We start from the raw sequence: 21,023 nt of genomic DNA, 5'->3' as shown, positions 1-21,023 counted from the left end.
TCGAGGGGACACTCCAACCGTATGCGACAAGCCCGTTATGTTCACGCTAAGTGGCCAAACTCGAACTTAAAGGACCGTCAGGGTGGTTTATCCCTGACGGCTTTTTCCACTGGCGAGGCTTGCCAGCCACTCCTCCGGCAGCAATCTGCGATAGGACGGCTGCAAATATCGATCGTCCACAAGCGTAATCGTGCCGCTGTCCGTCTCCGTCCGGATAAGTCTTCCTCCCGCCTGCAGCACTTTGTTCATGCCCGGGATGACATAGGCGTAATCGTAGCCGCTTTTGCCCTCGCGTTGGAAGAAGTCCCGGAGCAGATTGCGCTCCAGTCCGAGCTGCGGCAAACCAACGCCGACCACGATAACCCCGATCAGCCGATCGCCCGGCAGATCGACCCCTTCGGAGAAAACGCCGCCCAGCACCGCGAATCCGACCAATGTCCGCTCGCCTCCCGGCTGGAAATCCGCCAGGAACGAATCGCGCTCCTCCTCGCTCATGTCCGTGCGCTGCAGCTTGACGACGGCTCTCGGGTCCGTTCCCTCAAGCTTGGTGTATGCATCGTAGACGTCCTTCATATACGCATAAGAAGGGAAGAACACAAAATAATTGCCCTTGCGCTTGCCGACCGTATCGGCGATAAGCTCCGCTATTGGTCCGTAAGAGTCGTTGCGGTCCTGGTAGCGCGTCGAGATGGGACGCACGTCGACCTGCAACCGTTCGCTCTCGAAGGGGGACGGCAACGCCAGCGTATAGTCCTGATCGGAAGCGCCCAGCATGTCCATATAGTATCGGACCGGGGTTAGCGTAGCGGAGAAATAGACATGCGACCGGTAACCTTTGGCGGCCTCCTTGAGCAGTTCGGACGGGTCCATGCAGAACAGCTTCACCCGCATGTCGAGGCGCGTCACCTCCGCGAACGTGGCGAAGCGCTCGTCGTAGAGCTTGGCCGTGCGAAGGAATTGCTGCACGGCGAAATACGCGTCCAGCAATGTAGTATCGCCGTCACCGCCCCCGTTGCCGCTTATGGCATTCGCGCCGGAAGCACCCGGAATTACGCCGGCGAGGCTCGCACCCGATGCGCCTGATGCGTCTGATGTGCTTGGCGGCGCAGATGCCATATTGCCGCTGCCGACGCCGAAGCCTCCCGTTGCCCCTTGGCCGAAGGCTCCCCCATAACCGCCCTCCAGCACCTGCTCGGCTGCCAAGGCGAAGCGCTCCGCATGCTTTACCAGTTCGTCCGGCAGCATATCGGATACGATAGGCTTGTCCTTATTGTCCTCGATCGACTTGCGAAGCGCGACAAAATATTCATTGATCGCCTTCGAAGCCTCGTAGAGACCGCGATGGCCGCCCTTTTGCTCCCTCTGCAGCGTCTGGAACGGCCATCTCGTCAGCTCCGCCGAGAAGATATCCCTTGCCCGATCGACCAGATTGTGAGCCTCGTCGACGAGCAGAGCCGTAGCCTTCTTTCCTTCGGCGTACTGCCGCTTGAACGAGATGCGAGGATCGAACACATAATTGTAGTCGCAGATGACCGCGTCCGAAGCGTAGGCGGCATCGAGCGACATTTCGAAAGGGCAGACGGTATGTTTTCTGGCGTATTGCTCAATCGTGGCGCGCGACATGATCGTCTCGTGCTCCAGCATGTCGAGGATCGCGCCGTTAATGCGGTCGTAGTAGCCGTCGGCGAACGGACAATGCTCCTTGTCGCAGCGCACCTCGTCCTGGAAGCAGATCTTGTCCTTCGCGGTAATGGTGACGGAATGGATGTGCAGCCCTCTGTTCTGCATATGCCTAAGCGCATCCTCCGCCGCTGCCCGCGTCGTCGTGCGCGCGGTCAAATAATAAAGCCGCTTCAGCAGCCCGCCGCCGATCGCTTTGATGGCGGGGTACGTCGTCGAAATCGTCTTGCCGATGCCCGTCGGCGCCTTCGCGTAGAGCGACACGCCCTCTCCAATCGTCTTGTAGACCGCCCCCGCCAGCTTGCGTTGTCCTGCACGGTAATGGTCGAACGGAAAGCCGAGCGCATGAATGCTGGCATCCCGCGTCTCCTCGTGTCGCTGCTTCAGCTTGGCGTAAGGCGCGTATTGACGAAGTATATGCATCACTTGCTCTTCCAGCTCGCCAAAGCTTGTTTCCCGATGGAACCGCCTCGTCTCTCCCGTATCCTTGTGCACGTAGGTGAGCTGAATGCCGATAGCCGGAAGTCCCTCATCACGCGCATACATATAAGCGTAAAATAAAGCCTGCGCCCAATGGACCGGCTTGTCCTCCAGGGTTGCCAGGTCGGCTCGCGTCGACTTGATCTCGTCGATCGTCGGCGCGGGTTCCGTCGCAAGCAGCCCGTCGCAACGGCCGTCCACCGCAAACATCAAGCCGTCGCAGAAAATCTCGGCGCTAAGGTAGACTTCCTTCCGATCACCTTCGCCGTATGTTTCTTGTATCCGCTGATGCGCCTTCGTTCCCTCTTGCAAGGACTCCATGGATTGCATCCGGGAGTCGATGCTGCCGCTCAGGAACACGTACTCCACAAGCTGCCGGACCGGCAGCGCCACCGAGTACGGAGGCTTCTCGGTCTGCTTTTCGCCATCCCGAAGCTCCGGCTCCCGTTGAACGGATTCGCGCTCCTCTGCCGCCTTCTCCTTCGTCTCGTCCATTGCCAGCCGCCCCTCTAGAACATTCGTTCCGCCATTGTACCATACTTTTAAAGAGCGGGGTAAGCAGGGTAACTTGTTGGAGCGGCGAGGCAGGTCAACATTTTGTTGTAGTTTCCGTCTAAATACTGGAAGATAGAAGAGGGGTGCTGACAATGGGGCGAAACTTTGTTTTATTGATCCTTATTTGTACTTTTGTTGCTGGATGCGGCGGGACGTCGTCTAGGTCCATGCAAGGAATGATTGATAGCATGGAAGCCGGTATCTTGCATGTGGACTGTACCGATGAGGTGAACAAAGGAAAAAAGACGGATTTCATTCTTCTTGTCGGTTATAGTTGTGCTGTTGCTATTACAGATCAAACAACTTTTCGTGATGAAGACGGCAAATCTCTAACGGCAGAAGATTTCCCATCCGAATCAACTGTCAAAATCATTTTTTCCGAGCCCGTCAATATCAGGCGCAGCTTCGAAAAAGAAGAGCCGCTCAATCTTGCAGCAAAGGAAATCATATTGATACAGCCAGACTTTTAAGGAGGGAATTCCACCTGCTATGGACAATGATAAAAATAAAGAAATCGACGAACTGAAGCAGCGGATCGCGACACTCGAGAATCAGGTTAACAACACTCCTCGGAGATCGAATCTTTGGAGATTCGGCATAACTTTTATCATTGTTTTATTTGCTTTAATGGTTTCTATTGGCGTGTTCCAGTTTGTTGCCGTCAAATGAGCATGGCACAAGGTCGCTACACCGTACGCTATCAAGAAGGAGACACCCACATGCACCAAGCACCCAACTATTTCCTTGGCATCGACCTCGGCGGAACCCATATAAAGTCGGCCCTGCTGGACATCAATCTGAACGTTATTACCGAAAGGAGCGATCCCACCAACGTCTCGATAGGCCCCGATCATGTGTGTTCCACCGTATTCATCCGGAATATGAGGATTAAAGAGGATTCCACGGAATAAATACACAAGCAGAGGATGTGTACTTATGTTTAAATTATTCAAACGCCCCGCAGGGTTACTATTAATCATGACTATGTTATTTGCAGGGTCTGGGATTGCTGATGCACAAGCTTCAACGTCCTCTTATCTCCCCGTCCGCGTTGTTTTAGACGCCAACACCATGACTTTCGGCGAACAGCCGTTTATCGAAAAATCCACAACCCTCGTTCCCTTCAGGCCGATCTTCGAGAAGCTGGGACTTACCATTGGATGGGATCCCGACACTCGCGCGGTTACGGGAGAAAAAGAAGGAATACATATCGAATTACAAATCGACAATCCGGTTGCCAAAGTTAACGGCAAATCCATCACATTGCCAGTAGCGCCTAAGCTGAAGAATAAAACGACCTTCGTTCCCCTTCGCTTCATCTCGGAATCCGTTGAATCCAAGGTAGAGTGGGATTCAGCGAATCGAACAGCGGTCATCTATAGCAAAAATCGCTATGCCAGCGCAGATGGCCAATTCCAGTTTAACGCCTATGGTCTTTGGAGAAACATGTCCGGTCTCGAAAACGTCGTTGCTGAAGACGACGAATGGGTTCAAGATTACATTAGCGTGGAAGAGGCCGGGCAATTGCAATTGGCACTGCGTTACTTTAACCACACGATGTTATTTATTGCCGCCGAGCCTCTAACCGACGAAACTAGAGATATGAAGCTGGCCTCCTACTTAGATCATGCCAAAGACACGGCATCCCTATCCAGTAAAGATATCGTGGAGGAAAAACAAATCGATTTATTCGGTTACGATGCCCTGCAATTGACCTACGTTAACCATCTAGACTGGGACAAACGTATCGACACTCTCGTTGTGTTCAAGACAGGCTCCCGGTTTTATAGCATCCGAAACTCCTCGTACGAGGTAACCTATAAAAATTCGATTCAAGATTTTGAAGATATCCTGGAAGACATGGAATTTCGGGAGCAGTAATCGTTAACGCGATTTCAATCCATGGGTCAGAAGACCATAATCGGGAGGATCTTAAAATGATAAAAGCTCTGAAATTCTACCCGCCTCTGCTTCTGGGCATCTGGCTGGTTCTGGTTGCGGCCATGCCGCTTGTCTTCTCCTATCCGTATAGCAGCGGTTCTAACTCGGGCCCTCGGAACACTTGGGAGTTGATCGTAATGATTTCCTACGACTCTTGGGGCTGGTTCCTGATGATTGGAATTGCTTTTATAGCATACGTAGCGCTCAGACAAAAGCGAGCGAGACGATGAACATCAGCATCGCACATCTAACCCGAATCATAAATGACTGGGATCCTGTCGGTTTACTGGCAGGAGGCGCTCCCGAGGACGAATACAGCAGCGAGATTCGCGTCATTAAGCAACAGGCTGCAAACTGCACCAGTGAAATCGAACTCGCAAAGCTTATTCAGCACGTTTTCTATGATTGGATGAGCGTAAAGCTTAGTCCACTAAGCTGTTTGAAGCAAGCATTTATAATCGCTGAAACTAGCGCCCTTGATGTTCGTTAGCCGGCCGAGCCCCCTCCCCCACTCCAACACGATTTACTCTAATTCCCCTACAACCAATTCCGTGCGCACAACTTCGTAAATGAACCATCCTTTGAATCTACGCAACTCCCCATAACGATGCAAAATGCCCCAAGAGAGCGAAACGACGCTCTTCCTCGGGGCATCTTCAGTCTTACAAACCTAATACGACTTCACGACAACCTCAAAGTCCTCGAACAGCCCATAGTCCAGAAGGTCGTAGTCACTAGCGGCCGGTTGGCCTTGTAGTGGCGCCTTCTTCCAGAAGGATGGCCATACCGTCTTGCGGGTGCGTTCGGGGTCGTGGAACGGCCCCAGCAAATTGCGGAAGCTGCCGCACAGCCGGACACGAATGTCATTGTCTCCTTCCCGCAAGTAGGCGCCAATCCCGATCTCCTCGCCCCGGCCGACGCCGAACAAGTCCACTTCCTTGCCATTCACGGCAAGGGAAGCCACCGAACCGCCCCAGCCTCGAAGCCGAACCGCATAACGTTTGCTCGTATCCTCGATCCGTACCGCATTCTCATAGTTCACTGCGTACCCATAAAACGGATAACCTTGCTCCCGCCATGATCCTAGCGATATCGAGGCAGGCTGGCCAACTGTCCATCGCCCTTCAACCTCCGCAACCGAGAAGCTTCCCGATAGATAGACGGCTTCCAGCTCCAGGAGAATGTCGAAAGGCTCCGCTCGCAGCTCAATGACATTCTCGCCTTCCACGGCGTAAGAAGCAATATCCGCTACGCGCAGATGATGCTCTAAGTCATGTCCGTCCGCCTTCCATCCCACGGACTGACCGTTTACCGACAGAGCATACCTGTCTCCCCGCTCCGCCAATAGCTCCAGCGTCTTCGGCAACCCTCCCTTGGTAATGTCAAAGAGGAATGAAGCGGTGAATCCGCTGTTCTGCGGGAATGAGTTGCGATCCAGCAACCGGCGCTTGAACTGGACCGCGTTGTCCCACGGGTTGGCCTCGAAGCCATGATTCTCGTAGACCAGCGTCTGCGCATGAATGACGCTGATGCCCTCATGCCGCTTGGCCCCGATCTGCAGATCGCAATAGTCCAAGGCGAGCATGTTATCGCGCTCCGGCGTTACGCGGGTGACGCCGTTCAGCGCTAATACGGCCTCTGTTCCGGCATTACGACTGTAATGAACCGGCGAGATCGACAGAGCATCTCCGTCATCCGCGCCTGGTTCTTGCCCGATACAAGACGCGGCATCCCCTATAATGGCTGCCCCATCGCGCTCCACCAGGGAGCTATCGCCAACGTCGGCCTCAGCCTCCGCATAGATCCGGAACAACACCGAGCCTTCAAGCGGCAGAAAAGCTTCCACCACGATCCGTTCCCCAGTCCGCTCTCCAATGACCGGAACCTTGTCTCCCGTCCATGCATCCCACCGTTCCGCTCGGACGCCAGCTACGGAGAACGACGCTTCCACCTGCTCCAGGCTGCTATTTACGATATAATACACGGCGCTGCCGTCCTTCATATCGCGCTTCAAATAATGAACGCCCGCCGGCAGCCGCTCCGGCTCCAGCCAGACCAAGTCAGGCACAATGCGCGCGGACATCTCCCGCTCCAGCCCGGCCATATCCCGGACGCTAATCCAGCCCGGTTCAGCGGCCAGCCGTGCCGTCTCCGGGCTCAACTCCCCTTCGATCCGTTCGCCGACATCGCCAAGCGCGAGCACGACGCCGCCGCTCGCAAGGAACTCCGACAGCAGCTTGAACGTCGACGCCCGCATCGCCTTCATGCTGTCGGGGTAGACGACGATGTCGTAATCGCGTTCGCCAACAATGAACGCACTATCCTGAATCCGGCCATGATGTTCAATAATGTATTCGTCTCCCAAGTCATAATTCCAGCCCTTGTCGCACAGCCGCTGAACAGCCTGCAGGAACTTCGTCATGTCGGGATGGCGCGGCGGATTGTTCACCCGCAGCTCGCCTTGCTGCGAGCCCGGCGTCTCCATATAGGTTGACAGGCAAGGATTGAGCACAAGGATTCGGTTGCGCGTCTCCCCTTGCGTCAGCAAGTAAGACAGTCGTCCGTAATAGTCGTTCATCCGTCCGTATTCGCCCCACCAAGGCTGACGCCAATCGAAGGATTGCGGATGATCCCGCTTCCGAGCTCCGGCGAGCGAGGACAGAATCATATGGGGCGCAAGAAAGTTGATCCCGTGCACGAACAGCCAGTCGCCAATCCGCTTGTAGTCCTTGAAGTCGGAATCCCAACCGCCTGCGCCATAAGCTTCGCAGACAACCCGTTCGCGCCCCAATTGGTTCGCGACGCTGCTTGCCTCGCGCAGCACCAGCATGAGCATCTCCGTGCCTTCGAAGCCGGGCTGGCGCAGACTGTTGGAGCGCAGAATGTCGATGGCCGGCCACTGCATGTATTCGTACAGCGACATAACCGCAGGCGACGAACGTCCCCAAGGATATGGCCAATTATGCTCCACGAAATGCCCCGTCCAGGCCACGCCGTGCTCCTTGCACCACTCCGAGATCGGCCGCAAAAAGTTTTCGACCCACAGCTCATGGATCGTATTGTAGTAATCGTACCGCACCTTCAGCGGGTCGCGATCGAAGGAATCCCCGGCAATATCCCGGAACAGGCACGGCAAATAGTCCTTTATGTCGTACCCGTTCCTCTCCTCGAACTGTCCGGCGAACCAATAGCTGAACGGCAGGAAGTCCGCGCCAGCTTGCTGGAACAGATTGCCCGGCGATATCTCGGGCTCGTCCGTAAATATGGCGGGGATCAGCTCCCCGAGCTTGTCCCCGTACCGGCTGCGGTATGCCTCGTAAGTGCTGCTCAGGAACAGCTCTGTCACTTCCGGACGCAGCAGATCCGTATAGGCGAAGCCGCCCAGCCATGGATTCGTCTCGGGAGCTCCGATCTCGAACAGCAGGAATGTCTCTCCGTGCTTGCGCCACTCGCCGAAAGGCAAGTGCGTCACGTCGCTTCCAACCGACAACTCCCCGTCCGACGAGCCAGCCTTTCCAGCCGCGAACACGCGGATCGGATGGCCGGGGCGATTAAGCGTGCCCGAAGCGATGGGCAGCACCGAAGGCAGCTCATCGTAGGACAGCTCCCGCATGATGACCGCGCTGGCCAAACAGTCCGGCAGCTGCGACGGCACGTGCCCGCCAGCGAAGCCCGACGGGTACGAGTTCTCGTCGTAAATATACAGCTTCAGACCCAGCTTCTCGGATTCGTCCAAAGCAGCCGTCCACAGCTCGAACCACTCCTCCGACAAGTACGGATTGACTAGACCCGGACGCGGGTTCACGAATGCACCGCCCATGCCGTTTGCCTTCATCTCACGCAGCTGCTCGCGAATGCGATCCTCCGTCATCTCGTCGTTCCACGCCCACAAGGGGGATGGGCGATACTTCGAGGTTGGCTCCGCGAAGGAAGGTGCCGGGAGGGTATCGCCAGCCGCCGCAACGCCTCCCTCCAATTCCAGCGACGCCATTACACGATCCCTTTCAGACACAACGCCACCAGGTCGTCCACGTGAGCCGTCGCGAGACATTCCACAGCGTCGGCGGCTCCGTAATACATTTTCACCTCGCCGCTATCCTCCAGGATCATGCCGCCAGGGAAAATAACGTGATCGCGGAAGCCGCCCGCGATCTCGTACGAAGCTTCGGGCGCCAGCAGCGGGTCGCGGCTCATGCCGACGATGATGTCCGGACGCTCCAGATCCAGCAGCATGATGCCCGCCGTATACCGTTTCTTCCAGCTATCCTCCCAACCGTTCTTGCCGCGCGAAGCGTCAATGTCCACCGCGTGGAACAGCGTGAGCCAGCCATGCTTCGTGCGAACCGGCGGCGCCGCCGGTCCGATCTTGTCGTTAGCGAACGGCACTTGCTCGACGGCCAGCAGCAGCTTGGAGTTGCCCCAATACTTCAGGTCCGGGGAGTCCGAGATCCACGTGTCGAAGCGGTCCTTGCCGCCGCGGCTGTACACCGTGAACGGACGCTCGAGCCTGACGAAGTTGCCGTCGACGCGCTCCGGGAACAGCACCATGTTGCGGTTGTCGGGAGCCGACATGCTTAGAATGTCGAACGTGCGAAAGTCTTCCGTAACGGCGATGCCGCCGCGGATGCCATGATGAGTATCGACAGCGAAACACAGGTAGCAGCGGCCGTCGATAACGGTCAGGCGAGGATCGTAGACGCGCACGATTTCTTCGTCATGAAGCTTCAGGCAAGGCTCCGGCTGCACGTCCCAGCGGATGCCGTCATCGCTGAAGGCAACGCCGAGATTCGTCGTGTGATGCGGCTCCAGCGTATAGTCGGCTGCATTTCCGTAGTCGTTGCGGAATACCATGACGTATTTGCCGTTATATTTGCACACGCCGGCATTAAAGACGAGCGCAGGTCCATACGGCACCTGCTCCGGCGTCAAAATAGGGTTGTTCGGATGTCTGGCGACGACGGAACTGGAGACCAGCTCTCCAATACGTTCGGGAAGTATAATACTCATATGATTGTCAGCTCCTAACCTTTGATTGAACCTGCCGTGACTTGCATGAAGGACTTATTGGCGATCAAGTAAGCCGCGAGCAGCGGCAGGATGGACAAGCAGGCGCCCGCCATCATAATATGCGTCTGGGCTGCGGCCGAGGAACCGTACCGCAGCGCCGCGAGTCCGACGGTGAGCGTCTGCAGATGCGGACTGTTCATCGTGAATACCTGCGGCAAGATGAACTCGTTCCATGCGTACCGGAAGGTGAACAATCCGGCGACGCCGAGTCCCGGCGCCAGCAGCGGCAGAATGACGGAGCTGTACGTACGTATGAAGCTCGCCCCGTCGATCATCGCCGCTTCGTCCAGATCGCGAGGCACCGACTTCATGTAGCTGAGCAGAATGAAGAAGACGGCGGCATGCGCGCTGATCAGGATAAGAATGACGCCCCACAACGAAGTGTGCAGGTTAAGCTGAATCATCAACTCGAACTGCGGACGAAGCACGACTGCTCCTATCGTGATGAACATCGTGCCCGCCTGAATCGCGATGAACAGCCGCTTGCCCGGGAACGACAAACGATCGACGGCGTAGGCAGCCATGGAAACGATGATGAGCGTAGCCGCCGTCGTGATCGCCGAGACGAACAAGCTGTTCCAGGAATAGAGCGCGAACCTGGCTTCCTTCCAGGCGTAGACGTAGTTCGAGAATTGCCAGTTGCCAGGGAGGATCGTGCCGCCGGCCGTCACTTCCGCATTGGTTTTGAACGAGCTCAGGAAAGCCATGACGACAGGGAACAGAATGAACGCCGAGACGGCAATCAGAAAGATCCATAATATAATCCGCGAAATTGGCAGCTTCATGACGCCCTCCTAGTAGGTATTGTTAAGTCTGCGTGACAGATAGAAGTAGATCAGCGTAATGACGCCGACGATAATGGCGCTGGCGAAGCCGACGGCGCTGCCGTAGCCGATCTGCTGCTCGACGACCGAACCCGTCGATACCGGGAACAGCAGACGGTAGACGTAGAGGAACATGACGTTCGTCTTGCCGAACGGTCCGCCTTCCGTCAATACCATGATGCTCTCGTAGCCCTTAAGTGCGGTGGTGATGGCCAGCATGATAATCATCTGCAGGACGGGCCCCAGCATGGGCACCGTAATGTATCTGAACTGCTGAACGGGATTCGCTCCGTCCAACGACGCGCTTTCGTAGATATCGTCCGGAATGCTCTGCAGACCGGCGAGGAAGAGCAGCATGTAGTTACCGATGGCGCCCCAGGCCGCGATCATGATGACCGTAAGCATGGCGTTGTCCGCCCCCAGCCAATCGACGGCTTTGGAGATGATTCCGTATTTCAGAAGCAGTTGATTCAGAATGCCGTTGTACGAGTTGAAAATAATGAAAAACACGACGGCCATAACGGCCGAGCTAATAATCGTCGGCATAAAAATGATAGCTCGCAGCGCTTGCCGTCCGCGCAGCTTTCGATTAAGGATAACCGCCAGCAGTAGCGCAAGCGGGATGGTAATGATGAGCTTGCCTCCCGCGTAGAGAAACGTATTGAGCACGGAATCCCAGAACAGCTCGTCGCGGAACAGCCTGGCGAAGTTGTCGAGGCCGATGTAGCGAGCCTCCCCGTACCCTTTGTAATCGAAGAACATGTATCTAAGCGCCCACATAATGGGGTAGACTCCAAGCACCAGCGTGAAAACAAGGCTCGGTAGTATGAAGCTGTATCCATTGAATAATCGTTGAACGCGGTTCATGCCGGCATCCTCCTTTTAGACAAAAAGGGAAACCTTCGACGGGTTTCCCTTTTCCCTTGATTCCTGTCTTATTTCGCGAACGTGCCTTGCATGCTTGCCGGATCGAAGCCGGAATCCGCTTCGATCGTCACTTCGCCGTTTGCTTTGGCTTTCTCCAGCGCGCTGTTGTAGCGTTTGTTCAGATCCTCCGCCAGCTTGTCGAAGTCGCCGCCTTCGTTGACGTAACGCCAGAACTCATCCCAGTTGCTTGCGCCTTCGACCGTTACGGTCGGGCTAAGCGGCCATACGCCATCGTACTTCGTCGGGAAAAAGCCGTCGATGCCGTCGATCTCCGGTTTGGCGGCCGTCTCCGCGATATGCGGCACCATCGGGATGCCGAAGCCGCCCTCCGCATAACCCTTCAGCACTTCGTCGCTATACATGAACTCCATGAACTTCCAAGCCGCATCCTTGTTCTTGGATTGGCTGCTCATGACGATCCATTGGCCGCCCAGGAAGCCCGCAACGCCTTTAACGGTTCCATCGATCGTCGGAGGCAATGCGCCCGCCCATCTGATCTTCGTCGGGAATTGATTTTTGTAGACGCCCGGCTCGGAGGAGAAGCTGAGGTACATACCGATCTTGCCTTCCGCGAATTGCGCGCGAAGCGGATCGATGTCGAGCGATTCCGTGCCTGGCAGCATGCTGCCGTCATCCTTCATCTGCTTGAACGCGCCGATGATTTCTTTGAATCCGTTATGGTCGAACTGGCCGGTCTTGAAGTCGAAGCCGAAGCCTCCAAAGCCGCTCATCTCCGCGATAACGCGAGCGGAACGTCCGAAAGCGCTGCCCGGATTTTTGAAGTTGAGAGCGAAGCCGTAAGCGCCATCCGCTTTGCCGGCTTCCGTGATTTTCTTGGCCGCATCCACCATCTCGGCGAGCGTCGTCGGAGGACCGGCGATGCCTGCTTTCTCGAACAGGTCGATGTTGTACACGAGCCTCATAGTCGAGCCGTAGTTCGGCAAGCTGTACGTTTTGCCTTCGAAGCTGCTGAAGTTGTCGATCAGCGGGAACTTCGCTTTGATGTCATCCGTCAGATAAGCGTCAATCGGCTCCAAATATCCTTTTTTGTAATACGTCTGGATCGTGTTTTCCTTCACGCGGTACAAGTCCGGCGCTTGCGCTCCGACGAACGCGATGTCCAGCGCCTGATCGTACTCCTCCGTCTTCACGACGAGCTCAACCTCGATGTTGTCGGCGTTCGATTCGTTGAAGCGGGCGATCGCTTCTTTGATGTAATCCGCGTCGTGGCGGTCTCCCGTCCAGTACGTCAGTTTTGTTTTCTCTGCAGGCGTGTTGTTCTTCGGCGCTTCCGTCGCTGCACCGCCCGTGTTATTCCCATTGTTCGCCCCGTTATTGACCGTTTCGTTACCGGAAGCGCATGCCGCCAGCGATGCCGACAACGTCAGGCTTAACGCCAGGATCCCCAATTTCTTTTTCATCTTGATAAGTCCTCCCCTTGCGCGGAATTTAATGCTGTCGTCTCTTGCATCTTCAGTATAAATAGATCCCTCCGAACGCATAATGCGTCAATTCCGACAACAAGGGCAGAAATCCGACTGTCTTGCAGCTATGTCCCGTTCTGGTAGAATTCCTTGAACTCGCTGGGCGTCATGCCCGTATGTTTCTTGAACACGTCGCTGAAGTAGCGGCGATGCTCGTAGCCGAGCTCAGCGGCAATATCCTGCACTGGGACGTTCTGAACAAGCAGCTTCTTGGCCCGCTCCAATCGCTCGTGCGTAACGTAATGATTGAAGGTAACGCCGGTCTCCCGCTTGAACAGATTGGCAAAATAACCCCCGCTCAAATTCACGACCTTCGCGCATCGGTTCACCGTCAATTCGTCGCCTAGATGCGTCAGAATATATGCTGTAGCCTTCCGGATAATCTTCTGCGATTCGTTCTGCCGATCGTCGACGATCAGTCGGCAGCCCTCGTCCGCAATCTCCTTGAGCAGCGCGGAGAGCCGCTGAAGCGAACCGTCCGTGGTCAGCCGAATGGCGCGAACTCCCTCCTCCAGCAGTTGAAGCTTCTCCGACGGAAGACTGCCCCGCAGCGTACGGTTGATAACGGAAGCCCAGACGACAAACGTGCTTACCGCCTGCTCCGGCTCGGGATAGGGATGTTGGCCGGCCAGCTCCTGGACCAGCTTGTCGATGGTGTCCTGGACCATGTCGCGGTTGCCGGATTGCAGCGCGAACACCAGCGTCTCCTCCAGCTTGAAGGAATAGGCTGGCTGACCGGAGTGGACGGACGGCACGGCATCGACGTGAAGGACCGCGTTGCCGCCGGAATAGAAGTGGTAGGATAGCGCCGTGCAGGCCTGCCGATAGGATTCCGACAGCTCCGTTACGCCGGCCGCAGGATTGCCTACGCCGATGGATACGGTAAATTTGGTATAAGAAGCGATGTTGGCGCAGCAAGCCTCGGCGATTCGCATGGACTCCGTCCTATCGACCGCATGCAGCAGAACGACGAACCGCCTCGACGTCTCACGGAACAACGTGCCCTGCGTGTAGCCGCCGATCGTTTCTTCCAGAATGTTCTGCAGCGAGAAGCGGATCAGTTCGATCTCCTGGACGGAATGCCCCGAATATTTGTGCTGGAAGTCGTCGATCTCCACCGCCATGACCGTCAGATCCTCCGGCGGCATGTCCAGCTGGAGAAAATGCCAGAGCTCCGCCGCTCTCGCTGGACTGGCCTGGAACTGGAGCAGCATGTTCAAATATTCCTGCCTCAGCGCGGGCATGCTGGCTTCGATGTCCCTCTTCAACCTGTCGATAGAAAGCCTCGTGTTCTCCTCCTCTTGCCATAACGCCTTCGCCTTCAGGGTCACGTTCACGATCTCCTGTATGGTGAACGGCTTCTTGACGAAATCAATCGCGCCCAGACCGACCGCCTTACGGGCATATTCGAAATCCGTGTATCCGCTCAAAATGATAATTTTGCAATTCGGCAGCACCTGGAGGATACGCTCCGTCATGGCGAGACCGTCCAGCTTGGGCATACGGATATCGGTCAGGACGATATCGGGCTTGCAGCGCTGGATCATGGCGAGACCTTCTTCCCCGTCGCGCGCTCTGCCAATCACCTCGATGCCGTGCTGCTCCCATGAAATCTTCGTCGCAATCATCTCCGTCACGCTGCGAATATCATCGATAACCGCGAGCTTCGCCTTCTTCGTCGTCATCGTCCCCACCTGTCCTCTCTATCGGTATCGTGATCGTGGCCACCGTGCCCTTGCCTGGCGCGCTCTCGATATGGAGACCCGCTCCTTGCTCGTAATACAGAGCTAACCGGTCTCGGATATTGTTTAGCGCGTAGCCTTGCTTCGTCGCGCTTGCCTTTGACGGGCCTGCTTCTGTCCCCACGCGTTCGGGCGCCTGTAATTCGGATGTTGTCGGTTCTGGCACCTCGCGTTCGGATGCTCCATGCCCGTTCTCCGACTCCTCCTGTTCGGATCGGGATTCGCTCTCTTCCGGCCGGACGACGAAGCCGTCTCCGTTGTCGGCTACCCGCAGGTGCAACAATCCATCCCTTGCCCGCACGTCGATATTAATCATTCCGCCTTCGCTTCTCTGCCGGAAGCCGTGCAGGATACTATTCTCCACCAGCGGCTGCAAGATCAGCTTGAGTACGGGCAGATCCTGCGGAATACCCGGTTCCGCGTCGATCGTGTAGCCGAACAGCTCTTCGTAACAATTTTGCTGAATAATGAGGTATTGCCGGACATGGTCCAGCTCCGCTCCCAGGGTCGTCGCGTCCTCGCCGTTGTTTAGCCCCAGCCGGAACATGTCGGAGAGAGCGATGATCATCTCGTTGACATGCTCGTTCTGTCCCAGAACGGACTTGCAGTAGACGGTATGAAGCGCATTATAGAAGAAATGCGGGTCGATCTGCGCCGTCAGCGCCTTCATCTCTGCCTTTCGCTTTGACTGCTCCGTGTCATGAATACCCCGCACCAGATACTCCACCCGGTCCAGCATCGTGTTAAAAGCGTCGCCCGCGCGGCTGACTTCGTCGCGGTAAGGGCTGCGGTATCTCGTGCCGAGATCGTCCATCGTCTCGACGCGCGACATGACCTTGACCAGCTTCGTAAGCGGCTTGGTCAGGAAGCGGGACATCAAATTGGACAACACGAGCGCTGCGATGACGAATGCGCTCATAATGCCGACGGCTGTCCACTTAATCGCGTTGGCTTGACTGAGCAGCTCATTCTTCGATTGCATCCGGTAGACGATCCAATCCGGCACGATCTCCGAACGGTGATAGGTGACCAGATATTCCGACTTGCCCTTATGGTAGGCGAACGATCCGCTGTCCTGCCCGTCCTCCGGGTCGGCGTTCAACCTAGCCTGTTGGAGTTCGACCAAACTCAGTTCTTCCCCCAGCTCCTGAGGCAGAGATGGCTTCATGACGGGTTGTCCCGCGCCGTTCAACACGAAAATGCCCGCAGAAGAAGAAGAAGACAAGTTTTGTTTAAGCAGCGAGAGCAGGTCTTTTTCTTTGATATTGACCATGATATAGATGTTCCGGATCGGCCTGTCGGCCCTTCCTACGCCTTCGATGACCAGCGATACAACGCGGTCCTTGCCGGAGAAGAACCGGTCTTCGTGCCCCTCCAGCCAGAAAGCCTTGCGATTCGCCTTGATCTCCTCGTACATCCGGGTATCGTAAAAGGAATACTCCTTATTGCGGTTAATGTTGGTGGGGTAGAAATCGCCGATCGGCGTCACGAGCAGAACGCTCTGCAGAATCTGCTCGTTGAACAGAAGTTGCGAGAAAACGGGCTGCATCTCGCTAAAGTGGGTAAAGTACCGGGAAGCATCGCCGCTCGCGCTGTCGCCCGTTACTTTGAAGAAGGAATCGCTCATCATGAGCGACATCATCGACACGACGATCTTCTGCAGCTTCTCGTCGAATACTTGACCCGCCTTGTTGACAGTATCCTGACTCATCTGCATCGCGTTTTTTTGCAGCGTGTTGGAGGCGATGTGGAAGGAAGCCCAGCCCGTCGCCAAGATGGAGACGGTAATGAGCAGCACGAACGACAGCCATATGCGCGTCGCGAAAGAGAGTTTGTATAACTGGTTGAACATCCGCCTCACCCCCTTTTATCTGTCCTGTCGGCAGTTACCCTCATTCTAAAGGAGGGCTTGCCGCTTGTGAACAATGAACGCGCATGACAGCCGGATTCCTCCCCCACACATTCGTTTTACCGCACATGGTCTCCCACGTTCCCGCCCCTCTCTCCATAACGTTCCATAATGGCTTGCTTGCTAGTCGAACCTGGCTGGATACAGACGCTCGCTTCCTCAACATGCTTCCTGCGAGCGCGGGCAACTCCTTCGTTTTTTATTCAACTTTCCTTTCTGCGATGGCAGACCGCCATATAAAAAGCCGCGCGCCCCCAAGGGACACGCGGCCGTAGCCGTAACGAAAAAACAAGTTACAGAAAAACACCAGCCCCGGGCATAAGCCCAAGACCGGTGTACAGGCGTTATTGGCGCCGCTTCTTGGCAATTCTTGTGTAGACAATGAGTGCGGCTATAATCATGGCAATAAAACCGATACTCTCTGCCGACTCCGGCTGCATCCCGAAAACCATGCACAGATTGGTAACCAGACTCTTCACGAGAAGAGCAGTCGCAATCAAAAGAATTGGACGAATAAAATTGTATTTCATGGAAAGCAACACTCCTGCCAACGAATGTTCTAGATTCTAACCACACTAGTAAGTTGAAATCGCTTTATTCTAGTGCAACTGCGGCAAGTATACCAGCTTCTCGGCAGATAGTCCAACTCATTTGAGCTGATTACCTCTAACATTTCTTCACGCGACTACTTTTGATGCTTCGGCCCTGGCACCTCGTCCTGGAACAGGCCGAATTCCGCGTCGATATCCCGCTCCGTCACGAGCCCCTTGTGACCGACGCCTTGCAGGCCTAACCGATCCTGGCCCTTCCCGTCCTCCCCGGATTTGCGTCGCCTCTGTGCACGTTTATTTTCCTTAGTCATACTAGCAAATCTCCTTCATTACAGATTCACCAAAGCTCCTTCATCTGCCGCGCTCGGGGATGAACGTTCGATGACGATCCATGCAGATTCATCGAAACTTCTTCTCCATCATCGTAGATTTATTCGTATAGCCTGCCCTGCCGAGCTATCCTTTATAAGCAAGCCACACCATCCCTTCTCCAACCCATGCCATCCTCCGACGCCCCATCCGGCTAACCAAAAATCCCGGCCCCGAAGCGCTGGCCTAAGCCCATACTTCGTTGCCGGGATTTCCCGATTGCGGATTGCGGATTGCCGTCTCTTACTTCTTCACAATATCCTGCACCGCTTTATCCAGCTTGCCGAGCAGGTCGTCGGCCGAGATTTGCCCGCCGAGGTACTCCTGCATCGCCGCGCCCCATTGCTGCGTGATGCCGTCCGGCAGATGATCCCAGTGCCAGCCCAGCACCCGATCGGGATGCTCCTGCGAGAAGGCCGCGAAGTCGCACGCGATATCGCCGATGGCTTCCGCGTTCGCCTCGATGGACGTCAATGCCGGCACGAATTTAAAGTCGGTGGAGATGTAACGTTTGCCCGTCTCGGATGTCACCATCCAGTTCAGAAACGCTTTGGCTTCCTCGGCCTGGTCGGACTTGCTGTTGACGATCCAGTTGTTCGGCACGCCCGTAAATACATTTGCCGTGTCGCCCAGCAGCGGCACCGGCATCATGCCGAGATTGAGATCCGGATCCACTTCGTCGATCATGCCTTGAATCCAGTTGCCATGCTGGATAATGGCGTATTTGCCGGTTGCGAATTCGGCAACCTGCGTGTTGTAGTCCGTCGTCAGCGCATTGGCCTGGCCGTTCGCAAACATAATGTCGACAAGCTTGATCCATTCTTTCATCGTCGGATCATCCTTTAGCGTCGCTTTGCCTTCCTTTACGTCGGAGATGAACGCCGCCGGGTCTTCATGGTTAGCCAGCGCCATGTTCAGAGTGTGAATGCCCATCGACCACCACTCGGACGTAAGCGCGAACGGCGTAATGCCCGCCGACTTAAGCTTCTCTACCGCAGCGGACAACTCGTCTACGGTCTTAGGCAATTCCGAAATCCCCGCCTGCTCGAACAAATCCTTATTATACGTGAAGCCGTAAGCTTCCAGGTTCATAGGCATGCCGAGCAGCTTGCCGTCGCGCGAAATTTGAGCCTTCGACGCTTCCACGAGATCCTTTGCCCAAGCTTCGCCGCTCAGATCCGCAGCGCGATCCACGTAGGGGTCGAAGCCCGCCCAGCCGCTGGAGTTGAAAATTTCCGGTTCTTCGCCGGCCGCCAGCTCCGCCTTGAGAAGCGCGCTGTAATCCTCGCCTCCGCCATGCGTCTCCACGTCTACCTTTACGCCGGTCTCCTTCTCGTACTCCGCCGCCAGCTTCTCCAACGCTTCCGCGATTTCGACTTTGAATTGGAAGATCTTGATCGTGACGTCTTTCTTCGGCGCCTCGGTAGCCGTGCCCTCGCCCGTATTCGTATTGGTTCCGGCATTCGCGCCGCCGGCATTGTTGTTGCCGCAACCGCTTGCGAGTCCCACCAGGAGCGCTGCCGAAGCCAACGCCATCGTCATCTTTTTCTTCATCCTCATGACCTCCCATGAAATAAATGTGCGTGACCTCATACCCTATTGTCCAGTTGCTTCGCGATCTACTTACATCGTCATTATAAGCCTCTGCGTTCCTCGGCAGACACCGACAAAATTGAACGGTTAGGGGTAAAATCTTGATTACTTCGGGCGGAAAACTTTGATTAGTTACCCGTTACCCTTTTACGGAGCCTGCCGTAATGCCTTCGATAATATGCTTCTGCAGCAGGAGGAAGAATATAACGACCGGAATCGTGCTCAGCGTGAGCGCGGCCATGGCCAGATCCCACTTTCGTAAATATTGGCCGAAAAACTTCTGCACCGCAAGCGGGATGGTGGTCATCGCGTCGTTAATGACGAGCACCGGCAGCAGGTAGTCGTTCCAGATCCACAGCACGTTTAGAATCATGACCGTGACCGTGATCGGCTTCAGCAGCGGGAATACAATCCGCCAGAATACGCCGTAGGGCGAGCAGCCGTCGACGACCGCGGCCTCCTCGATCTCAAGCGGCACGGACTTGATGAAGCCGTGATAAAGAAACATCGACAAGGAGATCCCGAAGCCCATATAACAGAGCACGATGCCGTACAGCTCGCCGCGAAGTTCGAACAGCGACGTGATTCGCATCAGCGGCAGCATGACCGACTGGAACGGAATGATCATGGCGGCGACCAGCACCGTCAGCAGCAGCTTGTTGAACATCGTCGGCCTGCGCACGAGGCGATAGGCCATCATAGAGCTGATCACGACCAGCGCCAGAACGCTGATAGAAGTAATAATAACCGAGTTCATAAAAACGACGGGGAAATCGATGGCGACCCACGCTTTTTTGAAATTCGTGAGGGCCCAAGTCTCGGGCAGCGAAGCCGCATTGAGCAAAATGTCCTTGAGTTTCTTGAACGAATTGACGATCAGGAAGTAGAACGGTCCCAGAAAAAGCAGCGCTGCCAACACGCCGGCAATCTCTAGCAGCAGTGTGGCGGAGGAGTATCTCGATCTCGTCTCCATCAGGCTTCCACCTCCCGTTTCTTGGTGAACCAGACCTGCGTAATCGTGATGAGCGCGACGCAGAAGAAAAAGAGCATCGCCTTCGCCGTCCCCAAGCCGTAACGATTGTTCACCAGCGCCTCGCGATAGATGTTAAGCGCGATCGATTCCGAGGAGTTGCCGGGGCCTCCCCCGGTCAATGAGAGGTTCAGGTCGAACATTTTAAACGCATTGGACGTCGTCAGAAATAAACAGATTGTAATCGCGGGCATGATGAGCGGAACCAGAATGGAGCGCAGGATTTGCCAGCGGTTGGCCCCGTCGATGCGCGCCGCCTCCATAAGGTCCTTGGGAACGCCGATAATCGCCGCGATGTAAATGATCATCATATAGCCGGCCGTCTGCCATACGAAGACGATGACGATGCCCCAGAATGCCGTCTCCGGCGTTCCCAGCCATTGAAGCTTGAAGAAGCCGATGCCCGTCGCCTCTCCGATCGCGCCGAAGCCGCGGACGAAGATGAAATACCAGATGTAGCCCAGCAGCAAACCGCCGATCACGTTGGGCAAGAAGAAGATCGTGCGCAGCACGCCTTTGCTCCTAAGATTCTGCGTTAGCAGCAGCGACAGCAGGAATGCCAGCACATTCGTTACCGTGACGGCCGCCAGCGTGAACTTCGCCGTAAACCAGAAGGCTTGCCAAAATCTTGGATCATCGGTCAGGATACGCGTTATATTGGTCATGCCCGTCCACTTGGCGTTGCCAAGATCAAGGCCGTTCCACTCCGTGAACGTATAATAGAATCCCATGCCGAACGGGATCAGCACGATGATGATAAATGCGATCAGTCCCGGTCCGACGAATACGGTCTGCTGCAGCCACTCGCTCCAGTTCGCGCGCTTAGCGGCCGGCTTGCCGATAGTTTTGCCAGATGCCATAGGTCATCGTC

19 protein-coding genes are annotated in these 21,023 nt (G+C 55.7%); 6 read left to right on the top strand and 13 right to left on the bottom strand.

Annotated elements, in window-relative coordinates:
* Nucleotides 1–87 precede the first annotated feature (87 nt).
* On the bottom strand, nucleotides 88–2,655 hold the full coding sequence (locus B1748_RS37665) for an ATP-dependent DNA helicase (protein WP_256975986.1): 2,568 nt from the start codon (nucleotides 2,653–2,655) through the stop codon (nucleotides 88–90).
* A 152-nt stretch (nucleotides 2,656–2,807) separates the two neighbouring features.
* Here B1748_RS37665 and B1748_RS28515 point away from each other — a divergent pair, with 152 nt between their 5' ends.
* Genes B1748_RS28515 through B1748_RS28490 form a run of 6 tightly spaced genes read left to right on the top strand, consistent with a single transcriptional unit; the run spans nucleotide 2,808 to nucleotide 5,146 of the window.
* The gene (locus B1748_RS28515; RefSeq protein WP_087571357.1) at nucleotides 2,808–3,185 is read left to right on the top strand and encodes a hypothetical protein; all 378 of its coding nucleotides are present in this window, start codon (nucleotides 2,808–2,810) and stop codon (nucleotides 3,183–3,185) included.
* 19 nt (nucleotides 3,186–3,204) lie between these two features.
* Nucleotides 3,205–3,384 carry a hypothetical protein gene (locus tag B1748_RS28510; RefSeq protein ID WP_087571356.1) on the top strand — a complete coding sequence of 60 codons (180 nt, stop codon included), beginning with the start codon at nucleotides 3,205–3,207 and terminating at the stop codon, nucleotides 3,382–3,384.
* Nucleotides 3,385–3,434: 50 nt separating this feature from the next.
* On the top strand, nucleotides 3,435–3,626 hold the full coding sequence (locus B1748_RS28505) for an ROK family protein (RefSeq protein WP_087571355.1): 192 nt from the start codon (nucleotides 3,435–3,437) through the stop codon (nucleotides 3,624–3,626).
* A 25-nt stretch (nucleotides 3,627–3,651) separates the two neighbouring features.
* Nucleotides 3,652–4,596, top strand: coding sequence for a copper amine oxidase N-terminal domain-containing protein (locus B1748_RS28500; RefSeq protein ID WP_087571354.1), 945 nt, complete (start codon nucleotides 3,652–3,654; stop codon nucleotides 4,594–4,596).
* 56 nt (nucleotides 4,597–4,652) lie between these two features.
* Nucleotides 4,653–4,886 carry a hypothetical protein gene (locus B1748_RS28495; RefSeq protein ID WP_087571353.1) on the top strand — a complete coding sequence of 78 codons (234 nt, stop codon included), beginning with the start codon at nucleotides 4,653–4,655 and terminating at the stop codon, nucleotides 4,884–4,886.
* Entirely contained in the window at nucleotides 4,883–5,146 is a 264-nt protein-coding gene (locus B1748_RS28490; RefSeq protein ID WP_087571352.1) for a hypothetical protein, read from the top strand. The genes B1748_RS28495 and B1748_RS28490 overlap by 4 nt, the downstream gene beginning before the upstream one ends.
* Nucleotides 5,147–5,326: 180 nt before the next feature.
* Here B1748_RS28490 and B1748_RS28485 read toward each other — a convergent pair whose 3' ends face one another.
* The 12 genes from B1748_RS28485 to B1748_RS28435 form a co-directional block, all read right to left on the bottom strand.
* The gene (locus B1748_RS28485) at nucleotides 5,327–8,647 is read right to left on the bottom strand and encodes a glycosyl hydrolase (RefSeq protein ID WP_179215879.1); all 3,321 of its coding nucleotides are present in this window, start codon (nucleotides 8,645–8,647) and stop codon (nucleotides 5,327–5,329) included.
* Nucleotides 8,647–9,663 (bottom strand): glycoside hydrolase family 130 protein, encoded by a 1,017-nt coding sequence (locus B1748_RS28480; RefSeq protein ID WP_087571350.1) that lies wholly within the window; start codon nucleotides 9,661–9,663, stop codon nucleotides 8,647–8,649. Before B1748_RS28480 ends, B1748_RS28485 begins: the two co-directional genes overlap by 1 nt.
* A 14-nt stretch (nucleotides 9,664–9,677) precedes the next feature.
* Complete coding sequence (locus tag B1748_RS28475) at nucleotides 9,678–10,508, bottom strand: carbohydrate ABC transporter permease (protein WP_087571349.1); 831 nt, start codon at nucleotides 10,506–10,508, stop codon at nucleotides 9,678–9,680.
* Between the two features lie 9 nt (nucleotides 10,509–10,517).
* Nucleotides 10,518–11,414 (bottom strand): carbohydrate ABC transporter permease, encoded by an 897-nt coding sequence (locus tag B1748_RS28470; protein ID WP_087571348.1) that lies wholly within the window; start codon nucleotides 11,412–11,414, stop codon nucleotides 10,518–10,520.
* Nucleotides 11,415–11,482: 68 nt separating this feature from the next.
* The gene (locus tag B1748_RS28465) at nucleotides 11,483–12,895 is read right to left on the bottom strand and encodes an ABC transporter substrate-binding protein (protein WP_087571347.1); all 1,413 of its coding nucleotides are present in this window, start codon (nucleotides 12,893–12,895) and stop codon (nucleotides 11,483–11,485) included.
* A gap of 128 nt (nucleotides 12,896–13,023) precedes the next feature.
* A complete protein-coding gene (locus B1748_RS28460) occupies nucleotides 13,024–14,643 on the bottom strand; it encodes a response regulator (protein ID WP_087571346.1) in 1,620 nt (539 codons plus the stop codon).
* Entirely contained in the window at nucleotides 14,606–16,552 is a 1,947-nt protein-coding gene (locus B1748_RS28455; RefSeq protein ID WP_087571345.1) for a cache domain-containing sensor histidine kinase, read from the bottom strand. Before B1748_RS28455 ends, B1748_RS28460 begins: the two co-directional genes overlap by 38 nt.
* 401 nt (nucleotides 16,553–16,953) lie before the next feature.
* Nucleotides 16,954–17,139, bottom strand: a complete 186-nt coding sequence (locus B1748_RS28450; protein WP_087571344.1) for a hypothetical protein — start codon at nucleotides 17,137–17,139, stop codon at nucleotides 16,954–16,956.
* Between the two features lie 155 nt (nucleotides 17,140–17,294).
* The gene (locus B1748_RS37040; protein WP_179215878.1) at nucleotides 17,295–17,471 is read right to left on the bottom strand and encodes a hypothetical protein; all 177 of its coding nucleotides are present in this window, start codon (nucleotides 17,469–17,471) and stop codon (nucleotides 17,295–17,297) included.
* 301 nt (nucleotides 17,472–17,772) lie between these two features.
* The gene (locus B1748_RS28445) at nucleotides 17,773–19,083 is read right to left on the bottom strand and encodes an ABC transporter substrate-binding protein (protein ID WP_087571343.1); all 1,311 of its coding nucleotides are present in this window, start codon (nucleotides 19,081–19,083) and stop codon (nucleotides 17,773–17,775) included.
* A 178-nt stretch (nucleotides 19,084–19,261) separates the two neighbouring features.
* The gene (locus B1748_RS28440) at nucleotides 19,262–20,095 is read right to left on the bottom strand and encodes a carbohydrate ABC transporter permease (RefSeq protein WP_087571342.1); all 834 of its coding nucleotides are present in this window, start codon (nucleotides 20,093–20,095) and stop codon (nucleotides 19,262–19,264) included.
* The gene (locus tag B1748_RS28435) at nucleotides 20,095–21,012 is read right to left on the bottom strand and encodes a carbohydrate ABC transporter permease (RefSeq protein WP_087571341.1); all 918 of its coding nucleotides are present in this window, start codon (nucleotides 21,010–21,012) and stop codon (nucleotides 20,095–20,097) included. Before B1748_RS28435 ends, B1748_RS28440 begins: the two co-directional genes overlap by 1 nt.
* Between the last annotated feature and the right edge of the window lie 11 nt (nucleotides 21,013–21,023).

Source organism: Paenibacillus sp. MY03 (genome assembly GCF_002165585.1).
In the GTDB taxonomy this organism is placed as follows: Bacteria; Bacillota; Bacilli; order Paenibacillales; family Paenibacillaceae; genus Pristimantibacillus; species Pristimantibacillus agaridevorans.
This window is presented reverse-complemented; position numbering and strand designations above follow the sequence as displayed.

Coding starts and splice junctions, on each gene's coding strand:
- B1748_RS37665 (WP_256975986.1), bottom strand. CDS start 2,655: ATGGACGAGACGAAGGAGAAGGCGGCAGAGGAGCGCGAATCCGTTCAA.
- B1748_RS28515 (WP_087571357.1), top strand. CDS start 2,808: ATGGGGCGAAACTTTGTTTTATTGATCCTTATTTGTACTTTTGTTGCT.
- B1748_RS28510 (WP_087571356.1), top strand. CDS start 3,205: ATGGACAATGATAAAAATAAAGAAATCGACGAACTGAAGCAGCGGATC.
- B1748_RS28505 (WP_087571355.1), top strand. CDS start 3,435: ATGCACCAAGCACCCAACTATTTCCTTGGCATCGACCTCGGCGGAACC.
- B1748_RS28500 (WP_087571354.1), top strand. CDS start 3,652: ATGTTTAAATTATTCAAACGCCCCGCAGGGTTACTATTAATCATGACT.
- B1748_RS28495 (WP_087571353.1), top strand. CDS start 4,653: ATGATAAAAGCTCTGAAATTCTACCCGCCTCTGCTTCTGGGCATCTGG.
- B1748_RS28490 (WP_087571352.1), top strand. CDS start 4,883: ATGAACATCAGCATCGCACATCTAACCCGAATCATAAATGACTGGGAT.
- B1748_RS28485 (WP_179215879.1), bottom strand. CDS start 8,647: ATGGCGTCGCTGGAATTGGAGGGAGGCGTTGCGGCGGCTGGCGATACC.
- B1748_RS28480 (WP_087571350.1), bottom strand. CDS start 9,663: ATGAGTATTATACTTCCCGAACGTATTGGAGAGCTGGTCTCCAGTTCC.
- B1748_RS28475 (WP_087571349.1), bottom strand. CDS start 10,508: ATGAAGCTGCCAATTTCGCGGATTATATTATGGATCTTTCTGATTGCC.
- B1748_RS28470 (WP_087571348.1), bottom strand. CDS start 11,414: ATGAACCGCGTTCAACGATTATTCAATGGATACAGCTTCATACTACCG.
- B1748_RS28465 (WP_087571347.1), bottom strand. CDS start 12,895: ATGAAAAAGAAATTGGGGATCCTGGCGTTAAGCCTGACGTTGTCGGCA.
- B1748_RS28460 (WP_087571346.1), bottom strand. CDS start 14,643: ATGACGACGAAGAAGGCGAAGCTCGCGGTTATCGATGATATTCGCAGC.
- B1748_RS28455 (WP_087571345.1), bottom strand. CDS start 16,552: ATGTTCAACCAGTTATACAAACTCTCTTTCGCGACGCGCATATGGCTG.
- B1748_RS28450 (WP_087571344.1), bottom strand. CDS start 17,139: ATGAAATACAATTTTATTCGTCCAATTCTTTTGATTGCGACTGCTCTT.
- B1748_RS37040 (WP_179215878.1), bottom strand. CDS start 17,471: ATGACTAAGGAAAATAAACGTGCACAGAGGCGACGCAAATCCGGGGAG.
- B1748_RS28445 (WP_087571343.1), bottom strand. CDS start 19,083: ATGAAGAAAAAGATGACGATGGCGTTGGCTTCGGCAGCGCTCCTGGTG.
- B1748_RS28440 (WP_087571342.1), bottom strand. CDS start 20,095: ATGGAGACGAGATCGAGATACTCCTCCGCCACACTGCTGCTAGAGATT.
- B1748_RS28435 (WP_087571341.1), bottom strand. CDS start 21,012: ATGGCATCTGGCAAAACTATCGGCAAGCCGGCCGCTAAGCGCGCGAAC.